This is a genomic window from Neobacillus sp. NPDC058068 (assembly GCF_042885335.1).
In the GTDB taxonomy this organism is placed as follows: domain Bacteria; phylum Bacillota; class Bacilli; order Bacillales; family Cytobacillaceae; genus Neobacillus.
Map to the genome: position 1 here is coordinate 121,775 of NZ_JBHVSI010000020.1, position 6,106 is coordinate 127,880.

The 6,106-nt window shown below is 38.0% G+C and carries 5 protein-coding genes and 1 rRNA gene; 4 read left to right on the top strand and 2 right to left on the bottom strand.

What is annotated here, in order from left to right; all coding sequences use genetic code 11:
• The first annotated feature begins 1 nt into the window (after position 1).
• The 3 genes from ACFVSW_RS21825 (at position 2) to ACFVSW_RS21835 (ending at position 3,129) form a co-directional block, all read left to right on the top strand.
• Positions 2 to 1,168, top strand: a complete 1,167-nt coding sequence (locus ACFVSW_RS21825) for an SIS domain-containing protein (RefSeq protein ID WP_387318721.1) — start codon at positions 2 to 4, stop codon at positions 1,166 to 1,168.
• A 41-nt stretch (positions 1,169 to 1,209) separates the two neighbouring features.
• Entirely contained in the window at positions 1,210 to 2,358 is a 1,149-nt protein-coding gene (gene nagA / locus ACFVSW_RS21830; RefSeq protein WP_387318722.1) for an N-acetylglucosamine-6-phosphate deacetylase, read from the top strand.
• A 102-nt stretch (positions 2,359 to 2,460) separates the two neighbouring features.
• Complete coding sequence (locus ACFVSW_RS21835) at positions 2,461 to 3,129, top strand: D-lyxose/D-mannose family sugar isomerase (RefSeq protein ID WP_387318723.1); 669 nt, start codon at positions 2,461 to 2,463, stop codon at positions 3,127 to 3,129.
• Positions 3,130 to 3,252: 123 nt separating this feature from the next.
• Here ACFVSW_RS21835 and ACFVSW_RS21840 read toward each other — a convergent pair whose 3' ends face one another.
• Entirely contained in the window at positions 3,253 to 4,764 is a 1,512-nt protein-coding gene (locus tag ACFVSW_RS21840; RefSeq protein WP_387318724.1) for a DHA2 family efflux MFS transporter permease subunit, read from the bottom strand.
• 142 nt (positions 4,765 to 4,906) lie between these two features.
• Positions 4,907 to 5,527 (bottom strand): TetR/AcrR family transcriptional regulator, encoded by a 621-nt coding sequence (locus ACFVSW_RS21845; RefSeq protein ID WP_387318725.1) that lies wholly within the window; start codon positions 5,525 to 5,527, stop codon positions 4,907 to 4,909.
• 520 nt (positions 5,528 to 6,047) lie between these two features.
• On the opposite strand from ACFVSW_RS21845, the gene ACFVSW_RS21850 reads away from it, so the two are divergent.
• A 16S ribosomal RNA gene (locus tag ACFVSW_RS21850) occupies positions 6,048 to 6,106 on the top strand; the annotation flags it as partial.

Here is a 6,106-nt window from a genome sequence, read left to right on the forward strand (position 1 = left end):
TATGTTTTTATTAGAGGAAGAGAAATTACTGCGATTAGGAGCGTCCATAACAACGGCAGAAATAAGACAGCAGCCAGATTTATGGGGCGAAACCTTTTCGGTGTATGTCGATAAAAACAAGGAAATTCAGGAATTCCTCCGCTTATTATCAGAGAAACATAATCGGATTCGCATTCTTTTTACAGGTGCTGGAACCTCTGCTTATGTTGGTGAAACAGTAACACCTTATTTAAAAGAAAAAACGGATGAAAAGAAGTGGGAATTGCAAAGTGTTCCAACCACCACGCTGGTGTCGAATCCTTATCAATTTTTAAAGGCAGATATCCCAACATTATTGGTCTCATTTGCTAGAAGCGGTAACAGTCCTGAAAGCGTCGCTGCGGTAGAACTGGCGAAACAAATCGTCACGGATTTTTATCAGTTAACGATCACCTGTGCCAAAGACGGTGAACTGGCCAAGCGGGCAAAGGGTGATGATAATAATCTATTAGTCTTAATGCCTGAAAGATCAAATGACCAAGGCTTTGCGATGACGGGAAGTTACACTTGTATGACGCTTGCTGCCTTACTCATCTTTGATCCCTTAACAGTGGCAGAAAAATCAGCGTTTGTCGAAACGATTCGCCTTATGGGCAAAAGTGTCCTTAAAAGGGGAGAGGATATCCAAAAAATCATCGATCTTGAATTTAATCGGGTGGTTTATTTAGGCTCAGGAAGTTTGGAGGGCCTGGCAAGAGAAGCGCAATTAAAATTACTAGAGTTAACTGCAGGTAAAATTACAACAGCCTTTGATTCACCACTTGGCTTTAGGCACGGTCCAAAATCATTTGTCAATGAGATGTCGCTGGTGTTTGTCTTTGTATCCAATCAGAACTATACACGTCAATACGATTTGGATTTATTAGCGGAATTAAAGCAGGACGATATCGCCAATTATATTTGTGCCATTGAAGTGGACGGAGAAACAAATTATGAAGGCTACACATTTTCATTCGATAGCGTTTCCCAGATACTGCCGGATGCCTATCTCACCCTGCCTTTTGTGATGATTGGTCAAACGGTTGCCTTGTTAGCTTCTATTAAAGTAGGGAATAGACCTGATACCCCATCACCGAAGGGAACTGTTAACCGGGTTGTAAAAGGTGTAACCATTCACGGATACGAATAATGGGGGGATTTCCCCCCTTATTAGAAACGAAGGTGGAAAAAATGGCAAAGTTTATTTTTGCGGAAAAGTTCTTTCTAGAAGATATGGTTGCAGGCCCTGGCTTTTTGGAAATCAATGACGGACGGTTTGGTAGCTTTTCTGAGCAGGAACCAGGCGGATCTGCAGAAGTCATTGATTATCGAGACCTGTGGATTGCCCCCGGTTTAGTTGACACACACATCCATGGATTTAAAAGTCATGATGTGATGGACAATGACTTTGAAGGTTTAAATAACATCTCTAAAGCCTTATTATCTTGCGGGGTGACTTCATTTCTGCCCACCACTTTAACTTCATCAACCGAATCGTTAAATCAAGTGGTTGAAATGATTGGCGCCATTTATACAAGGGTTCAAGGGGCAAAGATTAAAGGCATCTTTTTGGAAGGGCCATTTTTTACCGAAAAGCATAAGGGAGCGCAAAATGTTACGTACTTTGAAGATCCCTCTATAGACAAATTGAAAAAGTGGCAGGAATTATCCCACCACATGATCAAAAAAATTGCGATTGCACCGGAAAGAAAGGATACAGCAGAGTTTGTTGAATATTGCGTGAAGGAAGGCATTACGGTTGCATTGGCCCATAGTGATGCCACATATGAGGAAACCAAGCGAATCGTAGAAAAGGGGGCATCCATCTTTACCCATACATACAACGGAATGAGCCCGCTGCATCATCGCGAACCAGGGATGGTCGGCGCTGCCATGAATCTTAAGGATGTCTTTGCGGAAATCATTTGCGACGGACACCATGTTCATCCCGCGGCTGCCAACATCTTAATGAATGTTCGCGGTCGAAAAGAAACTGTGATGGTGACCGACTGTATGATGGCTGGGGGCATGCCGGAAGGGGATTACCAGCTGGGAGAATTTCCTGTGGTGGTGGAGAATGGCACTGCTCGGTTAAAAACTGGAAGTCTTGCGGGGAGCATTTTGCAACTGAAGGATGCGGTGAAAAACGTTGTTAAATGGGGGATTGCTACACCGGAAGAGGCAATCTACATGGCAAGTACGGCTCCGGCGAAGAGTGTTCAAATGGATGACGAATGTGGAAAAATTGCCCCGGGTTATGCGGCTGACTTTATTGTGCTGTCTCCTGAACTGGAATTAAAAGCAACTTACCTCGATGGGGATTGCCATTATCGAGTCTAATTAGCGGGAGAATGAGGACAGGCGGAGACCACTGAAAAAAAAGGCTCATATATATTTAGTTGACTTTACTAGACAGGTGTCCAAATTAAGGAGATGTTTTTTGTGAAGCGTTCGGAAGTAAATAAGCTGATGAAAGAAGCTGTTGAATTTATTGAAAAGATGCATTTTAAACTACCTCCCTTTGCATTTTGGAGTTTTAATGACTGGGAAACTAAAGGCAGCGAGTATGATGAAATAAGAGATAATCTACTCGGATGGGATATTACGGATTTTGGAAGCGGTAATTTTAGAAATGAAGGCTTACTATTATTTACAATCCGTAATGGTAATCTAAAAAATAATAAATATAAAAAGTCTTATGCTGAAAAAATTCTGATTGTTGAGGAAGAACAAGTTACTCCGTTCCATTTTCATTGGAATAAAATGGAGGATATTATTAATCGTGGAGGCGGCAATCTTCTGGTAAAGGTATATAATTCGACAAAAGATGGAGGATTTGCTAGTACTCCTGTACAAGTATCTATGGATGGTAAAGCCTTAACTGTTGAACCCGGAACTATTTTAAGGTTAACACCTGGTGAGAGCATAACCTTACCGGTAGGCATGTACCATAAATTTTGGGGAGAAAAAGGTACAGGCAAGGTATTGCTTGGAGAAGTTTCAATGGTGAATGATGATTTTTCAGACAATAGGTTTTTGGGAATATACGAAAGATTCTCGGAGCTTGAAGAAGATGAAACCCCGTTATATTTGCTGGCTAATGAATATTGAACTATGGAATTTGGGGCAGTTTTAAACCTAATTTGGGATATTTTATTATTATAAGCGGAAAGAAAAAATGGAGCCAACTATCATAATGATAGTTGGCTCCATAAGTTATAATAATTATTTAAGTTAATCTACCACGGGTTTTGTTTTTATTTTCCCCTGCTTATTTATCGTCCCTTCAACTTCTTTACTTATATTTACACGTTTAACGAAGAAAACTAATAGTAGTGCGACAATATTAATGCCAAGAGCTATATAGAATGAATATTGGATTCCGGCTAATAATGCTTTCTGTGTTAATAAAGCTTTAGTAGCAGCTGTAAAGGTTGTTGGATCAACACCACTAATTAAACTTTCAGCTTTTGTCTTTGTCACAGAATTCATTATCGTAATAAGAATAGCCGTACCAATCGAACCGGATACTTGCTGAGCCGTATTGTTAACAGCTGTACCGTGTGGATTTAGGCGTGTTGGTAATTGATTAAGGCCGTTTGTCATAATTGGCATCATCACCATTGCCATCCCAAACATGCGCAGAGTGTAAACAAGGATAATATATGTGTGACTAGAGTCGATTTGCAGGTTTGCCAACATGTAAGTTGAAACGGCTGTAATGGCAAGCCCTATTACGCCAAGAATCCGTGGTCCATATTTATCGAATAATTTACCTGTAATTGGTGACATAATCCCCATTATTATCGCACCAGGCAGCATCATTAAACCTGAATCAAGTGGTGAAATACCTCTTACGTTTTGTACATATGCCGGTGTTAAAATCATGCCGGAAAACATCGCTACTGCGTTTACAATCGCAATGACAGACCCAAGTGCAAACATTGGGTACTTGTAAACACGTAAATCCAATAATGGTTCATCCATTTTGAATTGACGTACAATGAAAGCGATTAGGGCAATAGCGCCAACGATTAAAGTTGTTAAGACGACTTTATCTGTCCAGCCATCAGAGCTTGCAGAGCTGAACCCATACAGCAAACCGCCAAAACCGATAGATGATAATAGTACTGAAAAATAATCAAGTGTAGCCTCTTTGTTTTGCACCATTACATTCTTGGATTTCCAAATCCCCAAAAGTAAACTAATGAGAGCTAACGGTAAAATCATTTCAAAAAGTAAACGCCAGTCATAATATTCTACAATATAACCTGATAAGGTTGGCCCGATTGCTGGGGCAGTAATCATAACTAATCCAAAAATCCCCATTGCTGTTCCGCGTTTTTCTCGAGGGAAGCTTACAAGCATAATATTCATTAATAAAGGTCCCATTACCGAAGAACCTGCTGCTTGGACCATCCTTCCTGTAAGTAATAAACCAAAATTCGGTGCAACGGCTGCTATGGCAGTACCTAAAGTGAAAATTGCCATGGATGTAATAAATAAACTTCTATTTGAGAAGCGTGTTAATAAAAATGCTGATGCCGGAATTAATATACCACTGACAAGCATGTAGCCAGTAGAAAGCCACTGGATCGTGGAGTAATCTTTAATGTTTAAATCGACCATGATGGATGGCAATGCTACATTTAATAGCGAGTTATTTAAAAAAGAAACAAATGCTCCGATAAAAAGAATCGCAAGCATTAAATAGGGTGGTTTTTTTTCTTGTAATGTTGAATCCATATATTTGTTTTCTCCTTTTTTAACATTTCATTAATCATGTTAGACCGTTTGTATATTTGTGCATCAATACCTTGTTCTTGAAGTTTTTTCACAATACTCTCCAAATGGCTACTCTTTTTGTTCACTGCTTTAAGGGAACTCATTAGTGCTCTCCCTTATAAATTCCTCTTTTTAGCATCTCCATTTGCTCAACATAACTTTTTAAAGCCTCTTCATCCGTTAAATTCCTTACAAACATTTGAACAAGGTTTTGAAAAGTTACAGCCATAATAATTTTTAAAATATGATGAAGTTCTCGTTCATCTCTTATGTTCAAATTGTTGGTATTCATTAAGCTAATCATAGTTAAATACTGATTTTTTTGACTCTCTTCATAAATATTATTAGCTAATGTATTTTCCATTTTATAATTCATATTTAAAAAAGCATTTTTAAAAAAGTTTTTGTGTTCTTGATTTCTGTGACTCTGAGTCATAAATTGAAACGAATCAATAAAAGTTTCAAATATATCTCCGTTTTTCTCCTTTAAGGTCGCAATAAATCGGTCATTATTTTTCTGTGAAAGCTGGTTTAACAGATAATAATATAGATCTTCTTTTCCTTCGAAATATTGGTAAAAACTTCCTCTGGGGATTGCCGCATCTTTGATAATATTGGCAATGGATGCTTCATGTAATGGAACCCGAGAAAATTCCTTTTTAGCAGCTTGAATTAAAGTGTCTTGTTTATCTATAGGCAAGTGAAAAAATGTTTGTTTTGGCATAATTATATTCCTCCAATCTAAACATGTGACAATGTGTCACAATTGATAATGAATTGATTGTATATGACACGTTGTCATAAGTCAATAGAAAAAGTGACAATGTGTCATACGTGCGCAGAAATTATCAGTTACTCGTGTGAGATTCTAGAAGTTGCCTCTAAAGAGCAAGGCAGCACAATATATTTGGGATAATTCAAGATTTATAGATGGATTTCTGCAGCTAATTTAAATGGATGCTACAAATAGTATTGACTTTGGGGAATAAAATGAGTAATATTTGAAACTGTCACTAATAGATTAATAGAAATAACAAAAACTTTTTTAAAAAAAGTGTTGCAATGAAAAAATGTATCTGTTATGATATTACTTGTCGCTGAAACAAGCGATAAATTATTGAAACAGTATTACAGCTGTTTTGAAAATTGTTCTTTGAAAACTAAACAAACAAAAACGTCAACAAACAATATTTTTTAGTTTCTTTTACGAAACTAAGCCAACGTAACAAATGAGCTAATCAACTTTCTTGGAGAGTTTGATCCTGGCTCAGGACGAACGCTGGCGGCGTGCCTAATACATGCA

Coding starts and splice junctions, on each gene's coding strand:
- ACFVSW_RS21825 (WP_387318721.1), top strand. CDS start 2: ATGTTTTTATTAGAGGAAGAGAAATTACTGCGATTAGGAGCGTCCATA.
- nagA (WP_387318722.1), top strand. CDS start 1,210: ATGGCAAAGTTTATTTTTGCGGAAAAGTTCTTTCTAGAAGATATGGTT.
- ACFVSW_RS21840 (WP_387318724.1), bottom strand. CDS start 4,764: ATGGATTCAACATTACAAGAAAAAAAACCACCCTATTTAATGCTTGCG.
- ACFVSW_RS21845 (WP_387318725.1), bottom strand. CDS start 5,527: ATGCCAAAACAAACATTTTTTCACTTGCCTATAGATAAACAAGACACT.